Consider the following 18864-nt stretch of genomic DNA (forward strand, 5'->3'; position numbering starts at 1 on the left):
TGATCAGGCCCCCACAGGTTTTACCTGCAGCACATCCAGGGTGCCTTCATCCAGCATATAGCCTCGCAGCCTGCTGCGGTTGCCTCTCAGGCTTTCTATACTGTTGATTCCGGCTGCTCCCATGAGTTCACTGAGTTCCAGTGTCCAGGAATTGATGAGGTTTGCAACATGTTCGGACTCAACTTCCGGGTCAAGCCGGCTGACAAGATCTTCCCTCTGGGTAGCAATACCCCAGGGGCACAAACCACGGTAACAGTTCCCACAAACCCGGCATCCCATGGAAATGAGGGCTGCGGTTCCAATATAAACTGCATCCGCACCAAGGGCTATGGATTTAGCAATATCTGCACTGTTGCGGATACCTCCACTGGCAATTACCGATACCTTGTTGCGGATGCCCTGGTCATTGAGTTTCTGGTCAACACTGGCAATCGCTGCCTCTATAGGTATACCCACATTGTCCCTGAATACCTTCGGGGAGGCTCCTGTACCTCCACGGAAACCGTCTATTACTACCGCATCTGCCGAGGATCTTGCAATACCAGCCGCCACAGCTGCGACATTATGCACAGCTGCAATTTTTACGAAAACCGGTTTCTTCCATTCGGTTGCTTCCTTGAGGCCTCTTACCAGCTGTGCCAGGTCCTCTATGCTGTAGATGTCATGGTGGGGGGCGGGGCTTATCGCATCGCTGCCCGCGGGTATCATTCGTGTACAGGAAACATCAGTACACACCTTCTCGCCGGGCAGGTGTCCGCCAATACCGGGTTTTGCACCCTGGCCAATCTTGATTTCTATGGCGGCTCCCCTTTCGAGGTAGTTGATGTCCACACCGAACCGTCCGGAGGCAACCTGCACGATCATATTATCCTGATAGGGGTAGATGTCCTTATGCAGGCCACCTTCCCCGGTTCCCATGTATGTACCGGTTTTGGCTGCTGCCTTTGCAAGACTTAACTGGGCATTGAGACTGATAGCACCATAACTCATATGTCCGATCATTATCGGGGTCTGTAATTCAAGATTGGGGGATAGTTTGGTATTGAGTTCAATGTCCCCATTTTCCTGCTTCCTTATATCAAGTTTTGAAGGTTTTTGCCCCAGGTAGGTACGTAATTCCATAGGCTCACGCAGGGGATCTATACTCGGGTTGGTCACCTGGCAGGCATCCAGCACCAACCTGTCGTAGATTATAGGGTAATCCTTGGCATTTCCCATTCCCGCCAGGACGATTCTGCCACTTCGTGACTGGTTTATGACATCCTCCCGGGCTTCCGGGGTCCATAAGGGATGGCTGCGGTAATCAACGGGTCTTTCACTGAGATTGATGGCATCCCGCGGACACATTGAAATGCAACGGTGGCATGCTGTGCACTTGCGTGAATCGATCAGGATATTGCCGTCATCCTCTTCCCGGAATACACCATAGGAACAATTATCCACACATCTCATACATTGCATACATTGCTGTCTGTCTATCTGGATGCGGTATTTCAGGGGTACGCTTCCCAGGCTCATGTTACAACCCTCCCGATTACCGGTTCCCCTGCACCCGGCATGTGGATGTCCTCCACCTGGGGATCCATGGTTCTGATTGCGGCTTCCTCACTGGAGATGTATAATCTTGAACCATGTTCCCCAACTACCAGTGGCCTGAGTTTTATCCTGTCAGTGAATCCTACTATACCGTCATGGGTGGCCACAACTATTGCAAAGGGCCCGTTCATGAGAGCCGGGCCGTAGGTCAGGCGGATTGCCTTGTTGAGTTCACGCTTTTTATCGTCCATTTCATCAATCTCATCCCAGAAGGGTGGAGCCATTGCTTTTACAATGATCTCTGATGGTAATTCGTGATGTCTGCCAAGCAGATCAAACAGGTATGCCACAACTTCCGTGTCGGTATACATTGTACACTGGTAACCATTACTTTCCACGTATCTCTGGTTGGTACCGTAGGAAGTAATCTCTCCGTTGTGCACCACCGACCAGTTCAGCAGATTAAAGGGATGTGCTCCTCCCCACCAACCGGGAGTGTTGGTAGGATAACGGTTATGTGCCAGCCAGATATAGCCTTCATATTCATCAATTTTGTAAAAATTTGCCACGTCTTCAGGCCACCCCGCGGCCTTGAACACTCCCATATTTTTCCCGGAGGAAAATACCAGGGCGCCCTCGATAGTGGATGAATTAATTTCCATGACCAGATATTTGACGATATCTTCATCCGGTGTGAGACTTCCGGTCATAAGATCAGTGTAGGGCTTGAAGAAGTATCTCCAGGGGACATGATTCCTTTTCAGGTTGGGTTGTTCCTTTGTAGGAATTTCTTCCTGATGGACGACGCGTCCCCACTTCTGGATGATATCATCAACTTTTGATTTTGGCTCCACAAGGTTATCAAAGAATATGTGCAGGGCATAACAGTCTTCAAAATCGGGGTATATGCCATATGCAGCATAACCTGCACCTTCGCCACTGCCACGCTCATTCATGAGGCTGAGGGCTTCTTTGATTCCCGAACCATTCATTTTTTGTTTCTGTCTGTCAATAACTCCTATTATCCCGCACATCGGCGTCACCTTGTTATGATATGTAAAAGTGTGTATAAAGTGTATGTATCGAAAAATATTTGGGCGGGATTTCCTGTGAAATCCCTGCTTAAAGTACGCTAAGGTAGGTATCCAGTTCCCACTGGTGTACCCGCGCCTTATAATCATCCCATTCCTTATTCTTGGCACAGAGGTAGTTGTTGAAAAGGTGGTCTCCAACGGTCTTTTTGACAAATTCACTACCTGCCATCTCGTCTATCGCTTCCTTGAGGCTTCCGGGTAGGGAATTAATTCCCATGTCTTCCCTTTCCTGTCCGGAAAGGTTGAAGATATTGTGGGTTACTGCTTCTCCAGGGTCGGTTTTGTTCTTGATCCCATCCAGGCCAGCAGAAAGCATGGTTGCAAAGGCAAGATATGGATTACATGCCGGATCAGGGCATCTGAGTTCTACCCTTGTACCCTTGCCCCTGGTTGACGGTATGCGTATCAGGGAACTGCGGTTACTGTCTGACCAGGTTATGTAGATGGGCGCTTCATATCCCGGGACGAGTCTTTTGTAAGAGTTGACAGTTGGGTTGGTTATTGCCGCAAATTCCCTGATATGTTCCAGCAGTCCACCGGTGTAATACCTGGCTATGTCAGAGAGCTGGTTTGGAGTATTCGGATCAAAGAACACGTTTTCGCCATCTTGTGACATCAAGGATTGGTTGGCGTGCATACCTGAACCGTTTACACCGTAGAGTGGTTTCGGCATGAAGGTTGCATAGTAGCCGTGATGGTTTGCTATGGATTTGACCACATACCTGAATGTGATTACATTATCAGCTGTAGTAAGGGCATCCGCGAACCTGAAATCGATCTCGTGCTGTGAGGGGGCAACTTCGTGGTGTGATGCCTCGAGTTTGAATCCCATGTGTTCCAGGGCATAGTCAATCTCCCTGCGCACATCCTGTGCCATGTCCAGGGGTGCAAAGTCGAAATAACCGCCTTTATCGGTAAGCTCGGTTGTGGGATTGCCTTCACTATCCAGTTTGAACAGGAAGAATTCAAGTTCCGGTCCCACATTCATGGAATATCCCATTTCCTGGGCTTCCTTGAGGGTCTTTTTGAGAATGTAACGCGGGTCTCCTTCGAAGGGTTTACCATCCGGTAATTTTACATCACCTATTATACGCGCAACAGCTCCTTCGGTTGGTCTCCAGGGCAGGATACGGAATGTTGAAGGGTCGGGCATTAGCATCATGTCCGATTCCTCAATGCGGGTGAATCCTTCGATTGAAGATCCATCGAACATCACTCCTTCATCGAATGCCTGATCCAGGTCTTCGGAAGGAATCGCCCAGCTCTTGATGATTCCCATTGTGTCGGTGAACTGCGTACGTATAAACTTTACATCATTTTCAACGACCGCTTCAAGTACGTCTTCTTTGGTCTGTATCTCTGGCTTATGTTTCATTTCTCTCACCTTTCACAGGAAGGCAGTAACCAATTACCGTGTTAATATTATATAAAACATTTGGTAAATGGTATTTAATCATAAAAAATCAAACCAGAACTACAGGAAATGCCTTATCTTTATAACAAATGAAAATCTACTTTCGGATAGGTGAACATAATCATGGCAGGTGCTCCTTCAATTGAGGAGGTTATAGAGGATTTCAATGTCCTGAAATGTATGCAATGCGGCGTATGCAGTGGTAGTTGTCCCTCCGGCAGGCAGGCCAGTCTGAATGTCAGGCGACTTGTACGCAAGATAGGCAGGGACCATGCAGCCATCTCCGATGAGTCCCTCTGGATGTGCACGACCTGCTACAACTGTCAGGAGAGGTGTCCCCGGGGTATTGGAATTGTGGATGCAATACTTGCTGTACGCAGTATTGCCGCACATGAGGGGCATATTCTGGAGCGACACAGGCATGTGGCCAATCTCCTTCAGGAACATGGGCATGCTGTCCCTATTGATGACGCTCACAAAGAAAAACGCATGCAATTGAACCTGAATCCCCTGCCTTCCACGGTCCACAGCCATCCTAATGGCCTGAAAGATGTAAAGCGCCTGCTTTCAAGTTGTGGTTTCGGGGAAATTACAGGAGGTGAGGACCAATGAAAATATCCCTGTTCCTGGGCTGTCTTGTTCCCAACCGCTATCCCGGAATCGAGAAGGCTACAAACCTCTGTCTGGATGAACTCGGTGTGGACTGGAAAGAGCTGGAAGGCGCATCCTGTTGTCCGGCACCCGGTGTTTTCCGCTCATTCGATGAATCCACCTGGCTGGCTCTGGCTTCCAGAAACATCACTTTGTCAGAAACGGATGAGAGAGATGTCCTGACAATCTGTAACGGGTGTTATGGGTCCCTGGCGGATGCCAATCTCAAACTGAAAAACAACCCTCTCCTGAAAGAGCAGACCAACAGTCACCTGTCACAAATAGGTCACCATTTTGAAGGTACTATTGATGTACGCCATATAATCGAATTCCTGTATTCTGAAATCGGTGTGCAAAAAATAAAAGAAAAAATTGTCAGGCCCCTGGATATGAAAGTGGCCGTACACTATGGATGCCACATGCTCAAACCCTCATCAAACAGGGCTACTGCCAGCGTGGAGCATCCTTCCGTTTTTGATGAACTGGTGGAAGCACTGGGCTGCACAAGTGTGGATTATCCCGATAAGATGGAATGCTGTGGTGCCGGTGGAGGTGTCAGGTCAGCCCTGGGTGACACGGCTCTTGCAATCACCAAACATAAACTGGGCAAGATTGAAGGTGCAGGTGTAGATTGCATCGTGGAAGCGTGTCCTTTCTGTCACATGCAGTTCGATGCGGGTCAGGTATCCCTTGCAGAGAAAGGCAGGAAATTTGGTATCCCCGTAATTCACTATTCCCAGTTGCTGGCCCTTTCACTGGGTTATTCTGCAGAGGATGTCGGCATAAATCTCAATGAAATGGATTGTTCGGATTTCTGTAATTTACTTGAAAATAAAAAAGACTGAGCGCCTTGGGCTCAGTAATTGTAGAGGGATGTATAGGTAACTTCCACATCTCCCCCTGCAGGTACTTCCACCTCGAACTCGATGGTATTTGCATCCTGCTTGATGTAGGGATGGGATGATTCGGTGATTTCCCAGTCTCCATAGAGGCGTTCCACTATCACAACGTCCTCTGTTGTTTCCTTGTAGTTGGAAATCGTGATCTTGCTTGTGGTTCGGTATCTGTTTGTACCAATTCTATCATATTCGACCTGTTCTCTTTCACCTGTTATATCGAATGCATATCCAGATGTAAGGCGGATGTTGTCCCCTACAGGTGTATGATCTATCCTGTCCTCACCTGCAAACTGGAGCTGGCCCCTACTACTAGGCTGGTAGAGTTTTGCAACCCCCGCAGGTAACGGAACTCCTGCCCCCTTTTCCTCTGAATTGTCCAGGGTGAAACTGATACTGATCCTGTCACCATTCCAGCTATCGTAAACCAGTTCTTTCTCCACGGGCACATTGTCCTTTGAGAACAGGGAGATCTGCTTGGATTGCTTATCCTGCAGGCTGGACGGGTGGTTCAAGGTGTACATGTGGTATTCCGAAAAACTTTCCCTGTCAAAGGAACCTGCAGCAGCTTCTTCAGCGGGAACTTCGTATACCACTGAATCATAGGCTTTTTGTGCAGACTGCCTGTTAATGTCGCCAGCCATCAATTTGATTGTTGCATCATCAAATGATGTACCTGCATTGTTATTTATATTGACCCATCCCTCGATATCAGCCGTTGTTTCGCCAGCATCGGTCTTGATGACATAGCCGGCATTCCATCCAATTCCGTTTGTGAGATAGGACGTGAGCATCTCCACATTACCGGAAATTGGAGAATACAGTTGCCAGATGAGAGTCGGGCTTGTGAGCAGGTCTCCTGAATCCGGATATTCAATCCTTGAAGTATCGGACAGGCTTATGACACCCTCTGTTGTCTGCAGTATCAGTCCGTCCCTGTAACTCAGGAGGGTTCCTGTATACTGTTTCCCATCGGGGTCATATACCGTTATTTCCCTGCCTGTATAAGTTTCCAGTAGGCCGGACTTACTGGCGACGTCATAGCGGTATATTTGTTCGATTAACGAGATGCCATTGTCACCGGTATCTTCCAGAATGACGGATGACGGGTCAATTCTTGTAGGCACATCCGAATACCGGATGTAATTATAACCCTCTTCCAGCTGTGCCTGTCTTTTTTCCTTGACAAGGGCAAAGTTGCCGGAGTAGATTGTCAGCTGGAGGCCATTGTTTGAATTTTCCATAGCTGTCATTTCCATCAGGTTTTCAAAAGAACCCGGGGTTGACGCCACGGAAGGCTGTACAGACTGTTCCTTATCGCCATTTCCGGATGTGTTGTATGTAGCCACCGAAAAAGCGATAGACAGCACAACAATTGTTAGTAAGGCATAGAGTAACATCTTGTTTTGCTTCATAAAAGAAATAGTCATGACAGTTATATGTAATTGCCTTTAACTTCGAATTCGTTTGAAGCCTTTTCCTCAGGTAATCCTTATTATTTTGCATAACATTGGGTTATCCATGGACACAGAAGAAATATTCGACAGGTTAAAACCCCTTTATCCTCATGAGTACTTTTCCACCGAAAGGGACCCTTTCTACATATTGATATCAACGGTTCTTTCCCAGCGCACCAGGGATGAAGTTACAGAAGTTGCCTCCCGAAGACTTTTTGAGCACTATTCCACTCCTGTCCAGATGGTGGGAGCAGATGTGAAAAGTATTGAATCCCTTATCAGGGATGTGGGTTTTTACAGGGTGAAAGCCGGCAGGATTAAAGAGATTTCCCAGATACTTATAGATGAATATTATTCACAGGTACCTGCTTGTATGGATGAGTTACTCAAACTTCCCGGGGTTGGAAGAAAGACTGCAAATTGTGTGCTTTCCTATGCTTTTCTGGAAAAAGCAATCGCAGTGGATACTCATGTGCACAGGATATCAAACAGGCTGGGTCTTGTGGATACCGTGACTCCTGAACAGACCGAAATTGAGTTACAAAAACAGGTTCCTGTATCTTACTGGAGAGAAGTTAACGAATTGTTTGTCCAGTTTGGCAAAACGGTGTGCAAACCGCTGTCTCCGGATTGTGAGGTTTGTGTAATAGAAGATTTGTGTGCTAAAAAAGAAAAGAAAAAGTAAAACCGATCTGAAATATCAGACCAGTTTGTTGATTGGGTGGTTTTCGTCTTCGATCTCCAGGCCGAGTTCCTTGGCATTTTCTGCAAGGATGATATCGGTCATTGCGGTTGCCGGGAACACTGTGTTTGTGTTCTCGATTGGACCGAAGAGCTGGAAGTTGGATCCGAGGATCTGTGGCACGAGGTTTGTACCAATATCGGAAGGCATGTAGATTGCCTTACGCTGTTCCTTGGTCTCGAACTGTTTCTTGTATGTTTTCATCCAGTCCCATGCTGAAGCCATGTTGTGATAACCTCCACCAACAGGCAGGCCAAAGTGGCCCTTTACAGCAATTACTGCACGAATGGATGAACCGGCACCGGCACCAAGGGGAGTTGCTGCAACATCGACAAGTGGTTTTGTGATTCCACAATCTTTGGCGATATCAAGCATACCCTGTGTCTGACCGGATGCACCCTTTTCGAGTACTTCGATCTTACCCTTAAGGGTGGGGTCAACTGCATTGAATGCAAGTACGATGGATGCTTCAATGTCGCTTCTTTTGACCGCTTCGATCTCTTCTTCGTGGATACTGGCGTTAATAGAGTTGTAGATTGCCCTGTCAGCAACACCGATCTCTGTAACATAATCAGCTGCTGCAGCACGGACATCTCCTGCTGAAGAATCTATCAAGAACGGAGTCTTTTCATCGTACTCAACAAACCAGTCTATGTACTTTTTGATGGCTTCCGGGGTTTCACCCACGATCTGGTTGACACAGGGGTTTCCTGTAGTTTCTGCCATCTCGAGCATGTTGTCCCAGAGTTTTTCTGCTGCTGGTCTGTCGAATTCTCCTGTGTCTTCGTCAGTGACAATGTTGTGCCTATTGTAGAACATTGACCCGACCAGGATGGTTGGGTATTGGCCGGGCTGTCCGCCGAATTTGACATTTCCGACCTCGAATACTTCCTGTTTCTTATCAAATTTGAACATGTTATTACCTCTATTTTAGAAAAGTATCGGTGATATCGAGATATAGAGCAAGAACATCAATATGCCTGCAACTGCTCCATAGAGTATTCCTATATCCCTTCCTACTTTCTTGCCTATCTTCTGTGTGATTTCACTGTTGGCAAACTCGATTTTCTCGTCTATATCATTGAGTTTCTTGAGTATTTGGTCAAAATCGTCCGAGTCCACCACTACGGCTGGAATATTGTTATTCGTTTGTTCGTCAGCCATCTTAAATCACCTGCCATACCAATAGTGGTAGTATGATAACCATTATCAGTGCAAAAAGAAATCCGATTGTGAAACCGACTATTCCTGCGGCTGATACACCAGAATCAAGTTTTTGGCTCCTGGAAATCAGCTGGGCCCTGTAACGGATATCTTCGACCACTCGATCAATGGCGCCCATTTTTGGTTCAATGACCATTGGCACGCCTTTTCCATATTCTTCTTCCGCCATATCATTCACCTCCCGAATAATATCAGGCCAAGCAGGGACAATGTAATGGTTAGTCCGATCATTATTCCTTCAATCTTGCCTGCGTGGATACCGGCATGGAATTTATTGAACTCTCCAATCCTGGCCATTTCCCTTTCGACATCAAGGATCCTGCCACGAATTACAGAGATTTCGGATGCCATTGGTTTAAGGCCGCCGACTTCTTCTTCCTCTTCTGCTTCACCGCCGACTTCTATCACAAGGGGATCTGCATCAAAAGCACCAGGGTCCTTAGCTGCAAGTTCCTTTATCTTGCTGCTGATAGTTCCCATGTCTTCAGTACCAATAAGATCGATACATTCGATCTGTTCCTGATACCTCTGTACAGCTTCTTCGGTCAGGTTCTCGACATAGGGAATAGCACCTGTAGCACCCACGATCCTGTTATCACTGACACCGTTTTTGTGCAGCATTATAAATGCTTCACCGGTTATGTGCCCTTTTACTTCAGATCCGGTTACGACCAGGTACCTTATATTTGGGTTTGCAATAATGTGGGATACAACTTTTTCCAGACCGAGATTCTCTGTTTTACAGGGACCTGCAATTGAAGCTCCTGCATCCAGCAGAGGTCCTCCATCCAGATGTGAACCCAGAGTAATTACTGCAACACAGCTTTCCGGATCTCCTACGTCGTATTCTCCCTTGAGGATTGGCCATCCTGGTGCTGGTTCTCTTTTTTCTGCCATTTTACAATCCTCCGGTCATGCTAAGCATGTAGATCACAATTGCCAGAATTCCTGAGAATACCAGTCCTACAATGACACCATAGAACAGGTTGCTGTAGATACCGGCACTGTATGATGTATTTTCTCTTCCCGGGAAGGAACTGAGAAGTGGCCTGTCCGGGGCGAGGGAATTCACAAGGTCATCTGCGATCTTATCAAGGTCATCTATTCTTTCAACTATTGGATCCATGGAATATTGAATCACATCATCCCTTTCTGCTGCAAGCAGGGATGACATTGGATCCAGTACCAAATGTACTTCGGGTGCAACATGTACCATGCTCATTCCGATTCCTCCTCTTCTTTTGGCAGGAGACCTGTTCCAACCACATCATATGCGTCCCTGACAACATAGTTCCTGTACTGGCTGAAAGAAACATACCATATGGCCAGTCCGATGACGATTGTGGGGGCAGCGGATGCACCGGCTGAAACTGCAGAGACGATACCGGCCATTATCATTGCAATAGCACCTTTCTCAAATCCAGTGGTAAGAGTCCTGTCCTGTTTTTCATCGGGTCCCAGATTTGCATTGAACGGATGAAGGATAGCAATACCGGCGACAATGAAGATCAATGCGATGTAGCCTGTAGCGATTATCTCAGTAAGCACCACATCAAACATGAAAGTGCCTGTCATGGCGGTACTGAGTCCTACAATAGCCAGGGTACCCGCACCTGCGATCTCTGTGGTGGACTGTTCCATTATAGGAATGCCCATTCCAATTATTCTGTTGGCAAGTGCACCGATGACCAGACCGATTACCATTGCGGTTACGAATGCAACTATGGGTCCGGCAATACCTCCGATTGCGAGGCCAAACATTGTTGCCACGACTCCCATACCCAGAGCAAGCATACCGATGGAAGGTACACCTGTACCAAGTCCATAACTGGCTACTCTGCGTACTGCAGCTGCGCCCCATACGATAGCACAAATTGCACCCAGGGCGCCTATGAATGAGAAGGCTGGTCCTGCAAATTGTACCATGAAATAACTCAGATAGATTGCTATAAGTCCGCCTGCTGCTCCGAAAGCGATAAGTTTATTCTGGGGAATTGCCTCTGCGGCACCTCCGCCACTTCCTCCTGCAGACATTTTACAGACCTCCTATTGTAATTACACTTACAATTGCACACATAAATGTGACAATTAAGGATGTTACTACTGCTTTTGGCCACTTCTTAAACTTAGGATCATGGAATCCTTCGATTGTACCTCCTATGTTGTAGGAAGGAATTACCGCGTTGACGAAGAAAATTCCCACAGCGAAAATAGCCGCAAGACCCACAAAGTCTGCTGAAGCCATGCCGTTTGCAATACTCATCAGGGAATAATAAACAAGTGCACCGCCGATACCACCCAGGCCTCCTCCGATGATACCACTTACAAATGATACAGTTGGAAGACCGTGTCCTTCGGTACCCTGTGATACATAGATATCCTGTCTGTCCTTTGTGATTGGGTCATAGTCAACCTTTGCTGAAGCGGGAGGCACTCCCACACCGTAGACGTATACAAGGTTTCCGACCATCATAGTTACTCCAATCATTATCATTGCACCGACCATACCGGCTGCAAGGATCAGGACCATACTGTCTGTCAGGCTAAGCATTGCGCCTGCTGTTACAAGTCCTGTAAGACCTGCACCGGCAGCGAGCTGTACTGTACCTGTTCCAATACCTGTAGCCTGTGCCATTGCTGCGGGTGCACCACCCACAGGTACGAAGTGGACACTTCCAGATACGAGCACTCCTCCAAGTGTGATGAGGATCACGTATAGGAAATTGGCTGCCAGTACTCCTGCAATATCTATCATGCAGTCACCTCTTCATCTTCTTTGTACGGGCCGTACTGGTTACGTGCGAAAACTTCCAGTCTGCGGTTCCATAATATCAGGATAAGTATGATTGCCAGTCCGGCGAATATTGACAGCCAGCCGATATTGGTACCCATCGAAGGGTCAAATATCGTAGTAATCCAGCCACTGAGGAATACCACCATACCAAAAGCTAGACCGGTTGCAGGGCCACCGAATTTGGCGCAGAACCAGGAGTTGTCAATACCGTTTCTGAGTCCGCATTCTGCTTTCCTTACAATGTTACCGGAGTTTGCAGCGTTTAAACCACACCCGAATTCCACATTCTGGAATTCACGTTCTGCACCATAGTGCACATCCCCTGTAGAAGAACCGATTGCTCCCACTGTGATACCCCATATGAATGCAAGCAGGGTAAGCGGGAAAGGATGTCCGAGAACAGATGTCATGAGATATGACACAACTAGGATACAAAATGTGGTAATATAGGCAAATCCCATCATAACAGGTACATGTGAACGGACCATATCAAGATATATGGGTTGTCTGAATCTTTTCTGGCTTGCGCTCCTTCCCAAATATGCAGTTGTGCAGTATGTGCCGTGTATACCGGCTGCAATGAGGGCTCCAACTGCGATGGCAAAGACCACTGACATACTATAGGCGCTCATAAGCACCGATGCAGATGCACCTCCGACCGCTGCCAGTAAGGCATTGGAGGGTGGTTCACCTGAAATGGCTTTGTTAAAAATCCTGTGTGGATACATCATCTGGGGTGCCAGCTGTACCTGGGAGTTCGGGTTACTCTGAGAACCGACATCGGATTCCAGATCTTCCGATGCACCGGCGATAGTTGCCGCTGCACCCATTAGTGCCAACACACCCATTCCTATGAGTGGTTCCATATCTTTTATCCTCCTTTTTTAATTAATTATAATAAATCCATGTATTGTTGTAGAACAACTCTCTGGAGTTTGTTCCGTATGTTATGAATTATAACATAGACTCATCTAAGGTGGGTTTGGATTATTTAATATAATTCATAAACCTTTCGGATTTGTCTCCCGGAATCGATTTATTTGTTCTTTTCTAGTTTGAGAATATATATATCAGGACGGGGCTGTTTCCCCTCGCCCCTTGCAAAATCCCTGTAGCAGCTGTCGCAGAGCATTCTTGCATTGAGTGAAGCTACTTCTGCTGTGCCGGGTATCAACCTGGCAAAAAGGAAAGACGGTTGTATCTCAAGTTTCAGGGTAGCCTCTTCCAGAAACTTAAGGATATGTTCTTCGAATACTTCGATATCATCTACCGTAAAACCCCTGATATTTATAGTAGCACCGCTGCACCCACAGGGCAATGCGAAAGCGTCCAATTCAATCAGATAAACAGGAATTCCAAGCAGGTTTCTCAGATTATCCTCAAGTTCAGTGCGCACTTTCAATAGGGAGTTGGTAATTGTCATCATATGTCCTCTGGATTTCGAATGGAAGATAGTTTCTTATTTCCATCTTCAGTCTGAATTTTAATAATATTTTCTGCCAGACGCTTGCAGTACCCGCATTTATGGCAATTCTTGTCGCATTTTTCCCATTGCTCAATGGCACCTTCCAGATCCCTGTTGGCAACGTAGAATGTATCTTTCAGGTCTTTTATGCTGTCAAGCAGATCCAGAAGGTTCCCGTCATAGGATTCGTTGTAGTAGGCATTGATGTTATTGAGGATCCATTCTACAAAATGAGTTCTTCCGCCGATCTTGAACATGTCCGTGATGTGTTTGTATTCACTCAAGTCTTCAGGACGTATCCAGGGAGATTTGATGATCTGTTCTGGATTGCGAATGCGTAGCGAGAGGCATTTGTAATAATAATAATCGTCTATGACATTGGGTTTTGGGCCCGGACCGTTGGCGTGTGAGAAGAAGTTGAAATGGGCATACCTGAACGGGCACTGGTAAAGACACGCTTCGTTGACCAGCAGTTTCAGGTCGCCTGAAGTAACATCTCTGATGGCTTCAAGTTTTCCAAAATCCCTGTTTACCACGGGATCAACAACAATGGTGTCTGCCCCCAGTCCTTCATAGAATTCAGCCTTTTGCGGAGAGTCTACAAAAGAAAGTACGGATACCACTGTTTCCATGTCGTATTCATGGGCAATCATTTCTATGAGATAGGGATCTGCCACAGTAAGGGAATCTATTCCTATATCATTGAGCCTGTCCAGATACCATCCGATGGCCCTGTACCCCTCAGGTGTAAGCTGCTGGCCTCCCATGCAGGAACTGTTGAGTACCATATCGATCTTAACACCCTTCTCATGGGCGTACTCGGTTTGTTCTGCTATGGATTCCAGGGTGGGCGCACTCAGGTTTGTCCTGCCGGTACCAATATAGTCAGGTGAACCCGCCATGTAGACAGAATGTATTTTGGATGGGTCTGCAAGTAATTTCTGCAATCCTTCCATATGTCCCACATGCGGCACGTAGAGTTTCATCGCTGGCATTTATCCTGTATTTACAATAAGTATTTTGCTATCTTGCCTTACCAAAAGGATTATTTATTGCTTGCAGAACAGTATTCTATATGATTGGTGCATCTTCCTTTGCAGCCCCGCTGCCCGAACTCGATGAATATGTTGATTCTGTTGAACTCTATATTCCCAAGCTTGGTGTATATAACGGGAATACACTGGACAGGGAGCGACTCTCTTCAATACTTGATGAATTATCCACCTGTGATCTGGAGACATCGATCCATGCTCCTTATTTTGCCGATGTACCAACCTATCCTTCTGATCTTGTGGTTGATACGGCAGCCATGGATAAACAGGATTTCAGACTCATGGAAGAGTCCATTGATCTTGCCGCAGAGATAGGGTCCCATGCCGTTGTCATCCATCCCGGTATCCAGGGGGGAGATTATGAAAAATCTTTCAACAAAATGATTGCAAACCTGAAAGAACTGGCAGCCTTTGCTTCGGATAGGGGTGTGGTACTGGGGCTTGAAAATAAGGAAAATACAGCTCCTGATAATCTCTGTTGTGGTGCAGAGGAAGTTGTAAGGGCAGTTCTTGAAGTTGATTCTCCTTCACTTGGTATCACTTTTGATGTGGGCCATGCCAATCTGACCTGCAGGGGGGACTGTGGACTGCTCAGGCATTTTGCTAGACATTTTGCAGAACATGTTGTCCATGTACACGTTCATGATAATCACGGGGAGTGCACGGGTGATTATTTCGGAGATGCACACCTTGGCCCGGGTTCGGGTTGTATCGATTATACCGTACTCGAAGAATTGTCAGGATTTGGTGGAATATTCAATCTTGAAGTCTTTTCCCTGGATGATGTCATTGCAGGAAGGAAAAAATTGGATGAGATATTTCCCTGAGTTTCCGGCATACAGGCCAATCATGTAAACATTTCTTTTAATTTTTTATGATCTGATCTGTGACTCCTTGTGTGCAGAGTGGGATGTTTCATTTTTCTTATGAAAAAACTATTAAAACATTACAGCAATGAGTATGATGGTGGTTGCAATACAAAGAAGGTATCAGCATGAATAGGTATGAGAAATTCAAGAAAATGGAAAACAAGACATACTCTGAAGTCAACAGGTACCTAAAATCTACAACTCATTTGACAGCGCGTGAATGGATGATTGCTCGCCTCTGTGCAGACTTCAAAAATGTATCCGATCATTCGGAAATGACCTGGATAGGTGAAAACCTGCCGGATATTGTGCCATTTGCAGAAAGTCCATATTCCAGGCAGGAAGTATCCAATGCCCATTCAGCCTTCAAGAAAAAAATCAGACGTAGTGGCACAACTTTTTTTTACGCATATTATGCAGGCCTGATAGGCCAGGAAGAAATGCTTTCCATGATCCATAGTATGATAGGGGATATAGGAGAACTGCTCAAGATTGAAGGTGGGGAATTATCCGAATCTCATTCAGAGGAAGTGCAGCTATTGATTGCACAAGTCCTCAAAAATATCAATGAAGCAGATGGATTTGAGTACTGATATTGTTAGCTATCTGGATTACACACGTGATGCAAAATAGATGGTATTTATAATGCCGGTATCATTCTCTCAATTGCCGAATATCGGTGGGCTCCTGTCAACTTCCTTTCCATTATCCTGTTTCCCACAATTATTTGATGGGAGCTTACAACCTTTTAATGGCAATATGTATTTATCATTCCCTTTTATAGTATAACCAATGACCCTCAGAGATTTTCTTGACAGGATTCGTACTTCCGGCAGGCTTACCGTAATCAAAGAAAAGGTGAATGCCGAGTACGAGGCACCAATGATTGCAAAAAATACCGCCGGACCGGTCCTTTTCGAGAATATTAATGGCCACCGGGCGATCATGAACGTGCTGGGAAGCCGGGATGAGCTGGGAGCAATGCTTAATGTCAATAGAAGGGACATTATCCAGAGCCTTTCAGGGATACAACCGGATGGTGAAATAAGGATGGTGGATTCTTCTCCTACAAAAGAAGTTTGTGTAGATGAAGTGGACCTCTATTCTCTTCCTATAATGACCCACTTTGAGAAAGACGGTGGTCCCTATATCACGGCAGGAATAGTTGTTTCCGAATATGATGGTGTTACAAATGCCTCGATCCATCGCCTGATGGTTGTAGGGAAAAATAAACTGGCCGGGCGCCTCGTGCCTCCAAGACATACATATCTTCTGCAAAAGGAGGCTGAAAACAATGGGGATCCATTGCCTGTTTCCATAGTACTGGGAGCGCATCCTGCGGTTGCTTTTGCATCCACCACGCGGGTCGGGGAAGGCAAGGAATTTAATTATGCGGCCGCCCTGATGGGAAAGCCCGTGGAACTTTTTGAATGTGACAATGGTGTAAAGGTCCCACATTCTGAAATTGTCATGGAAGGTTACATCTATCCCGAAGAAAGGACAGCCGAAGGGCCATTTGTGGATATCACGGGTACCTATGATCTTGTACGCCAGGAACCTGTCATAACGATTACAAAAATATGGCACCGTAAAGACCCCATATATCATGGAATATTACCCGCAGGTCCTGAACACCTGTTGATGATGGGTGTTCCCTATGAACCCCGTATTTACGGGGCTGTCGGGGAAGTTACAAAGGTAAAAAATGTAATTCTGACCGAAGGGGGGTGCTGCTACCTTCATGCCATTGTCCAGATTGAAAAGCAGACAGAGGGAGATGCAAAAAACGCCATAATGGCCGCGTTTGCCGCCCACACCAGCCTCAAACATGTGATTGTTGTGGATGAGGATATAGATATATTTGACAGTGATGACATCGAATTTGCTATGGCAACACGTGTGAAGGCGGATTCAGATGTTATGATAATTCCCGGAGTCCGGGGAAGTTCTCTTGACCCCCGTGGAGCATCCGATGGTACAACTACTAAAATGGGTATTGATGCCACAAAGGTTCTGGCAGAAAAAGAGAAATTCGAAAGAGCAACGATGCCAAAAAACATTTACTGATCACATTTGAAGGTTAATTATATGTATCTCACACCTGAAGAAGAAAGAATACTCGCAGGAGAAAGGGGCCCGACCCTGCAAAAGGCCATGGAAATCCTGGTCGCACTGGGTGATATTTACGAAGCAGACCGCCTGATTCCCATTAAAAGTGCCCAGATTGCAGGCGTCTCCTATAAAACAATGGGTGATGCCGGTCTGGAATGGATATCCGACCTTGAAGGCAAGGTTCAGGTGCCTTCTATCCTCAACCCTGCCGGCATGGATCTTGAAAGATGGCAGGAGATGGGAGTATCTGCCCAATTTGCTGAAAAGCAGCAGGAGATCATCCAGGCATATAGGAGCTTGGGTATAGAGGTCCAGTGTACATGTACGCCTTACTATCTGCAAAGTTTCTCGGCTTCCTACGGTGATCATCTTGCCTGGAGTGAATCATCAGCTGTATCCTACGCCAATTCCGTTATTGGAGCCCGTACCAACCGTGAAGGTGGCCCTTCTGCTCTTTGTGCAGCTCTTGTGGGTAAAACTGCAAACTATGGCTATCATCTGGATGAAAACAGGACGCCTGAACTTATGATCTCCGTGGACTGTGAACTGGATGCTTCGGACTATGCAGTCCTGGGCTATATCGCAGGCAAAGCAGCAGGTAAACGTGTGCCCCTATTCAGGATGCAATCTACACCTCACAGGGACCAGCTCAAAGCTCTGGGTGCTGCAATGGCTGCATCGGGTGCGGTAGCCCTCTATCATGTGGAAGGCGTCACTCCTGAAAGTTGCAGGAAAGATTTCGAGCTGCCCGCAGAACAATTGACGATTGAAAGAAAGCAGATAGATGAAGTTTATGAAACAGTATCAGGTGATGGAATTACAGAATGTGACAGCGCTGCTGTGGGTTGTCCTCACTGTTCACCGGAAGAACTGGAAGATGTTGCTGCAAAGCTTGAAGGTAAGGTCGTGGACAACAATGTCTGGATATTTACTTCAAGAGAAGTTGCTGCGTCCAATCCCAGGCTTGTAGAACGTATCGAGAAAAGTGGTGCAAAGGTTCTCTGTGACACATGTATGGTGGTCTCCCCGGCAACCGATAAGTTCTCTCACATGGCAGTAAATTCCGGAAAAGCCTATGCCTACCTGCCCGGAATGTGCAAGGTCGCCGCAACAATTGCCAATATTGAAAAGTGCATGGAAAAAGGGGGTGGAGCCCATTCGGATTAAAGGCAGGGGCATCTCAAAAGGAAGTGCTGGCGGTGAAGTATTGCTTTCAGAAGACCCCATCTCATTTCTGGGCAATGTTGATCCCCAAACCGGTAAAATAGTTGATCCAGAACATTGTCTTTTCGGGAAAAATATAGCTGGCAAGGTATTGGTATTTCCTCATGGGAAAGGCTCGACAGTGGGTTCCTATGTAATATACCAGCTTTTCAAAAATGGTGTTGCTCCGGTTGCAATGGTAAACCTGGAATGTGAACCGATAGTAGCTGTGGGAGCGATCATATCCGAAATTCCTCTGGTTGATGGCCTGGAAAGTAATCCATTTGAGATGCTGAAGGATGGTATGAACGTTAGTGTAGACGGCAATGAAGGCTGGCTGGAAATAAAGGATTAA

At 46.5% G+C, this 18864-nt stretch carries 22 protein-coding genes; 8 read left to right on the forward strand and 14 right to left on the reverse strand.

What is annotated here, in order from left to right; all coding sequences use genetic code 11:
* Positions 1–3: 3 nt before the first annotated feature.
* From BHR79_RS04785 to glnA, 3 genes are all read right to left on the reverse strand, one after another.
* Positions 4–1518 (reverse strand): glutamate synthase-related protein, encoded by a 1515-nt coding sequence (locus BHR79_RS04785; protein ID WP_072561303.1) that lies wholly within the window; start codon positions 1516–1518, stop codon positions 4–6.
* Entirely contained in the window at positions 1515–2570 is a 1056-nt protein-coding gene (locus BHR79_RS04790; RefSeq protein WP_072561304.1) for a class II glutamine amidotransferase, read from the reverse strand. The genes BHR79_RS04785 and BHR79_RS04790 overlap by 4 nt, the downstream gene beginning before the upstream one ends.
* 88 nt (positions 2571–2658) lie before the next feature.
* Positions 2659–4005 (reverse strand): type I glutamate--ammonia ligase, encoded by a 1347-nt coding sequence (glnA, locus tag BHR79_RS04795; RefSeq protein WP_072561305.1) that lies wholly within the window; start codon positions 4003–4005, stop codon positions 2659–2661.
* 162 nt (positions 4006–4167) lie between these two features.
* Between glnA and hdrC the strand changes: the two genes are divergently transcribed.
* On the forward strand, positions 4168–4656 hold the full coding sequence (gene hdrC / locus BHR79_RS04800; RefSeq protein ID WP_072561306.1) for a CoB--CoM heterodisulfide reductase subunit C: 489 nt from the start codon (positions 4168–4170) through the stop codon (positions 4654–4656).
* A complete protein-coding gene (gene hdrB / locus BHR79_RS04805; protein WP_072561307.1) occupies positions 4653–5540 on the forward strand; it encodes a CoB--CoM heterodisulfide reductase subunit B in 888 nt (295 codons plus the stop codon). Before hdrC ends, hdrB begins: the two co-directional genes overlap by 4 nt.
* 11 nt (positions 5541–5551) lie before the next feature.
* Here the strand turns inward: hdrB and BHR79_RS04810 are convergent, their stop codons facing one another.
* Positions 5552–7006: a DUF4139 domain-containing protein gene (locus BHR79_RS04810; protein ID WP_234970452.1), complete on the reverse strand. Its 1455-nt coding sequence runs from the start codon at positions 7004–7006 to the stop codon at positions 5552–5554.
* A gap of 106 nt (positions 7007–7112) precedes the next feature.
* On the opposite strand from BHR79_RS04810, the gene BHR79_RS04815 reads away from it, so the two are divergent.
* Positions 7113–7733, forward strand: coding sequence for an endonuclease III domain-containing protein (locus BHR79_RS04815; protein WP_072561308.1), 621 nt, complete (start codon positions 7113–7115; stop codon positions 7731–7733).
* A gap of 15 nt (positions 7734–7748) precedes the next feature.
* Here BHR79_RS04815 and mtrH read toward each other — a convergent pair whose 3' ends face one another.
* From mtrH to BHR79_RS04865, 10 genes are all read right to left on the reverse strand, one after another.
* Positions 7749–8705, reverse strand: coding sequence for a tetrahydromethanopterin S-methyltransferase subunit H (mtrH, locus tag BHR79_RS04820; protein ID WP_072360717.1), 957 nt, complete (start codon positions 8703–8705; stop codon positions 7749–7751).
* Between the two features lie 15 nt (positions 8706–8720).
* Positions 8721–8954 (reverse strand): tetrahydromethanopterin S-methyltransferase subunit MtrG, encoded by a 234-nt coding sequence (gene mtrG / locus BHR79_RS04825; RefSeq protein WP_072561309.1) that lies wholly within the window; start codon positions 8952–8954, stop codon positions 8721–8723.
* Between the two features lies 1 nt (position 8955).
* Complete coding sequence (locus tag BHR79_RS04830; RefSeq protein WP_013038218.1) at positions 8956–9183, reverse strand: tetrahydromethanopterin S-methyltransferase subunit F; 228 nt, start codon at positions 9181–9183, stop codon at positions 8956–8958.
* A 5-nt stretch (positions 9184–9188) separates the two neighbouring features.
* Entirely contained in the window at positions 9189–9911 is a 723-nt protein-coding gene (gene mtrA / locus BHR79_RS04835) for a tetrahydromethanopterin S-methyltransferase subunit A (RefSeq protein ID WP_072561310.1), read from the reverse strand.
* Position 9912: 1 nt separating this feature from the next.
* Positions 9913–10236 carry a tetrahydromethanopterin S-methyltransferase subunit B gene (locus BHR79_RS04840; RefSeq protein ID WP_072561311.1) on the reverse strand — a complete coding sequence of 108 codons (324 nt, stop codon included), beginning with the start codon at positions 10234–10236 and terminating at the stop codon, positions 9913–9915.
* Entirely contained in the window at positions 10233–11048 is an 816-nt protein-coding gene (gene mtrC / locus BHR79_RS04845) for a tetrahydromethanopterin S-methyltransferase subunit MtrC (RefSeq protein WP_072561312.1), read from the reverse strand. Before mtrC ends, BHR79_RS04840 begins: the two co-directional genes overlap by 4 nt.
* Before the next feature lies 1 nt (position 11049).
* Positions 11050–11760, reverse strand: a complete 711-nt coding sequence (gene mtrD, locus BHR79_RS04850; RefSeq protein WP_394328862.1) for a tetrahydromethanopterin S-methyltransferase subunit D — start codon at positions 11758–11760, stop codon at positions 11050–11052.
* 5 nt (positions 11761–11765) lie between these two features.
* Positions 11766–12674: a tetrahydromethanopterin S-methyltransferase subunit E gene (gene mtrE / locus BHR79_RS04855; RefSeq protein WP_072561314.1), complete on the reverse strand. Its 909-nt coding sequence runs from the start codon at positions 12672–12674 to the stop codon at positions 11766–11768.
* 170 nt (positions 12675–12844) lie between these two features.
* On the reverse strand, positions 12845–13231 hold the full coding sequence (locus tag BHR79_RS04860) for a DUF5402 family protein (RefSeq protein WP_072561315.1): 387 nt from the start codon (positions 13229–13231) through the stop codon (positions 12845–12847).
* Positions 13231–14268, reverse strand: a complete 1038-nt coding sequence (locus tag BHR79_RS04865) for a peptidase U32 family protein (RefSeq protein WP_072561316.1) — start codon at positions 14266–14268, stop codon at positions 13231–13233. Before BHR79_RS04865 ends, BHR79_RS04860 begins: the two co-directional genes overlap by 1 nt.
* Positions 14269–14348: 80 nt before the next feature.
* Here BHR79_RS04865 and BHR79_RS04870 point away from each other — a divergent pair, with 80 nt between their 5' ends.
* The 5 genes from BHR79_RS04870 (at position 14349) to BHR79_RS04890 (ending at position 18864) form a co-directional block, all read left to right on the forward strand.
* Positions 14349–15152 carry a sugar phosphate isomerase/epimerase family protein gene (locus BHR79_RS04870; protein ID WP_072561317.1) on the forward strand — a complete coding sequence of 268 codons (804 nt, stop codon included), beginning with the start codon at positions 14349–14351 and terminating at the stop codon, positions 15150–15152.
* A gap of 167 nt (positions 15153–15319) precedes the next feature.
* Positions 15320–15787, forward strand: a complete 468-nt coding sequence (locus tag BHR79_RS04875; RefSeq protein ID WP_072561318.1) for a DUF5806 family protein — start codon at positions 15320–15322, stop codon at positions 15785–15787.
* A 199-nt stretch (positions 15788–15986) separates the two neighbouring features.
* Complete coding sequence (locus BHR79_RS04880; protein WP_072561319.1) at positions 15987–17261, forward strand: UbiD family decarboxylase; 1275 nt, start codon at positions 15987–15989, stop codon at positions 17259–17261.
* A gap of 21 nt (positions 17262–17282) precedes the next feature.
* The gene (locus tag BHR79_RS04885; protein WP_072561320.1) at positions 17283–18473 is read left to right on the forward strand and encodes an aconitase X; all 1191 of its coding nucleotides are present in this window, start codon (positions 17283–17285) and stop codon (positions 18471–18473) included.
* Entirely contained in the window at positions 18454–18864 is a 411-nt protein-coding gene (locus BHR79_RS04890) for a DUF126 domain-containing protein (protein WP_072561321.1), read from the forward strand. The genes BHR79_RS04885 and BHR79_RS04890 overlap by 20 nt, the downstream gene beginning before the upstream one ends.

It is taken from the genome of Methanohalophilus halophilus (genome assembly GCF_001889405.1).
In the GTDB taxonomy this organism is placed as follows: Archaea; Halobacteriota; Methanosarcinia; order Methanosarcinales; family Methanosarcinaceae; genus Methanohalophilus; species Methanohalophilus halophilus.

Coding starts and splice junctions, on each gene's coding strand:
- BHR79_RS04785 (WP_072561303.1), bottom strand. CDS start 1,518: ATGAGCCTGGGAAGCGTACCCCTGAAATACCGCATCCAGATAGACAGA.
- BHR79_RS04790 (WP_072561304.1), bottom strand. CDS start 2,570: ATGTGCGGGATAATAGGAGTTATTGACAGACAGAAACAAAAAATGAAT.
- glnA (WP_072561305.1), bottom strand. CDS start 4,005: ATGAAACATAAGCCAGAGATACAGACCAAAGAAGACGTACTTGAAGCG.
- hdrC (WP_072561306.1), top strand. CDS start 4,168: ATGGCAGGTGCTCCTTCAATTGAGGAGGTTATAGAGGATTTCAATGTC.
- hdrB (WP_072561307.1), top strand. CDS start 4,653: ATGAAAATATCCCTGTTCCTGGGCTGTCTTGTTCCCAACCGCTATCCC.
- BHR79_RS04810 (WP_234970452.1), bottom strand. CDS start 7,006: ATGAAGCAAAACAAGATGTTACTCTATGCCTTACTAACAATTGTTGTG.
- BHR79_RS04815 (WP_072561308.1), top strand. CDS start 7,113: ATGGACACAGAAGAAATATTCGACAGGTTAAAACCCCTTTATCCTCAT.
- mtrH (WP_072360717.1), bottom strand. CDS start 8,705: ATGTTCAAATTTGATAAGAAACAGGAAGTATTCGAGGTCGGAAATGTC.
- mtrG (WP_072561309.1), bottom strand. CDS start 8,954: ATGGCTGACGAACAAACGAATAACAATATTCCAGCCGTAGTGGTGGAC.
- BHR79_RS04830 (WP_013038218.1), bottom strand. CDS start 9,183: ATGGCGGAAGAAGAATATGGAAAAGGCGTGCCAATGGTCATTGAACCA.
- mtrA (WP_072561310.1), bottom strand. CDS start 9,911: ATGGCAGAAAAAAGAGAACCAGCACCAGGATGGCCAATCCTCAAGGGA.
- BHR79_RS04840 (WP_072561311.1), bottom strand. CDS start 10,236: ATGAGCATGGTACATGTTGCACCCGAAGTACATTTGGTACTGGATCCA.
- mtrC (WP_072561312.1), bottom strand. CDS start 11,048: ATGTCTGCAGGAGGAAGTGGCGGAGGTGCCGCAGAGGCAATTCCCCAG.
- mtrE (WP_072561314.1), bottom strand. CDS start 12,674: ATGGAACCACTCATAGGAATGGGTGTGTTGGCACTAATGGGTGCAGCG.
- BHR79_RS04860 (WP_072561315.1), bottom strand. CDS start 13,231: ATGACAATTACCAACTCCCTATTGAAAGTGCGCACTGAACTTGAGGAT.
- BHR79_RS04865 (WP_072561316.1), bottom strand. CDS start 14,268: ATGCCAGCGATGAAACTCTACGTGCCGCATGTGGGACATATGGAAGGA.
- BHR79_RS04870 (WP_072561317.1), top strand. CDS start 14,349: ATGATTGGTGCATCTTCCTTTGCAGCCCCGCTGCCCGAACTCGATGAA.
- BHR79_RS04875 (WP_072561318.1), top strand. CDS start 15,320: ATGAATAGGTATGAGAAATTCAAGAAAATGGAAAACAAGACATACTCT.
- BHR79_RS04880 (WP_072561319.1), top strand. CDS start 15,987: ATGACCCTCAGAGATTTTCTTGACAGGATTCGTACTTCCGGCAGGCTT.
- BHR79_RS04885 (WP_072561320.1), top strand. CDS start 17,283: ATGTATCTCACACCTGAAGAAGAAAGAATACTCGCAGGAGAAAGGGGC.